2 protein-coding genes are annotated in these 1,559 nt (G+C 67.8%); one reads left to right on the top strand and one right to left on the bottom strand.

Going from position 1 to position 1,559, the window contains the following annotated elements:
- A partial coding sequence (locus ACZO3G_RS14675; RefSeq protein WP_486847377.1) for a nucleoside hydrolase occupies window positions 1-747 on the top strand: 747 nt, incomplete at its 5' end.
- A gap of 70 nt (window positions 748-817) precedes the next feature.
- Here the strand turns inward: ACZO3G_RS14675 and ACZO3G_RS14680 are convergent.
- The coding region (locus ACZO3G_RS14680) for a zinc-binding dehydrogenase (RefSeq protein ID WP_486847378.1) at window positions 818-1,559 on the bottom strand (742 nt) is incomplete at its 5' end.

Genomic DNA, 1,559 nt, shown 5'->3' on the forward strand with positions numbered 1-1,559 from the left:
GTGCCCGTCTACCGCGGCGCGGAAAAGCCGATGTTCTGCGAGCTGCACACCGCCGCCGAGATTCACGGGGCGGACGGCCTGCACGGGTTCACCCTGCCGGCGCCGAAAACCGCCTACGCCGAAGGGCACGCGTGGGACGCCATCTACCGCGAGGCGCGCGCCCTGGGGGGCGAACTCGAGATCATCGCGGTCGGGCCGCTCACCAACCTCGGCATCGCGTTTTCCAAATATCCCGACCTGCCCCGGTATCTCAAAAAGATCACCATCATGGGGGGCGCGGTCGCCTACGGCAACACGACCTCCGCGGCGGAGTTCAACATCTACGCCGACCCCGAGGCCGCCGAGATGGTCTTCCGCGCGGGCGTGCCCATCGCGATGTGCGGGCTTGACGTGACCCACCAGTCCTGCCTCCTGCCCGAAGAGATCGACGAGATCGCCGCCCTGCCCTCCCCGCAGGCGCGGTACGCGGCCAAGCTGCTCGGCTACACGCTCAGCTGGAAGGACCGCTACCACAGCATCGGCGCGGTGCTGCACGACCCCTGCGCGCTGATCTACGCGCTCGACCCGTCGATGTTCGAGTCGAAGCGCTGCTGGATCGGCGTCGAGACGAAGGGTCCCGTCACACGCGGCAAAACGGTGACCGACTGCTACAGCGACGCCAAAAAGGAACCGAACGCCGACCTCGTCACCGGGGTCGACCGGGCGCGTTTCGCCGCGAAGGTCCGCGAGCTGCTCGCGGCCTACTGACCGCATAGAAGCATAAAAAGCCGGCAGGCACTTTCGTGCCTGCCGGCTTTTTCTTTGGGTTCCGGGCGCGTCAGCCCTCGGGGGGCGTGACGACCCACTTGATGCAGTTGTCGAGATGGTGTTCAAAGACGCGGTAGCCCTCCATGATCCCGTTGAGAGGGCCCCGGTGGGTGATGAGCAGCGAGGTGTCGATCCGGCCCGCTTCGATCAGGCGCATCAGCTCGGGGCCGTGGCAGGCGTCCGCGCCGCCCGTCTTGAAGATGAGGTTTTTGCCGTACATCTCGGGCAGCGGAAGCACCTGCGCCTCCTCGTAGAGCGCGACAAGCGAGACGACCGCGTTGGGCCGCGCGATCTTCCACGCGGTCTGGAAGGTGTTTTTTCCGCCCGCGGCCTCGATGACCGCGTCGGCGCCCCGGCCCCCGGTCAGCGCGCGCACCGCCTCCTCGACGTCGGTTTCGGCGGGATTGACGAGGTCGTCGGCAAGGCCGCGCTCCTTCGCGAGGTTCAGGCGGAAGGGGTTGACGTCGATCAGGACGGTCCGCCCCGCCCCGAACAGCCGCACGCACTCGGCGGCGCAGAGGCCCACCGGCCCCGCGCCGAGGATGGCGACCGTGTCGCCGAGGCGGATATCCGCGAGCTCCGCGCCGAAATAGCCGGTCGCGAGGATGTCGCCCAGGAAGAGCGCGTCCTCATCCGAGACGGAATCTGGAATTTTCACAAGCCCCCGGTCGGCGAAGGGCACCCGCACATACTCCGCCTGGCCGCCGTCGATGCGGCAGCCGAGCTCCCAGCCGCCCTTTTCGCAGTTGTTG

The sequence above is a fragment of the Anaerotruncus sp. genome (genome assembly GCF_057433415.1).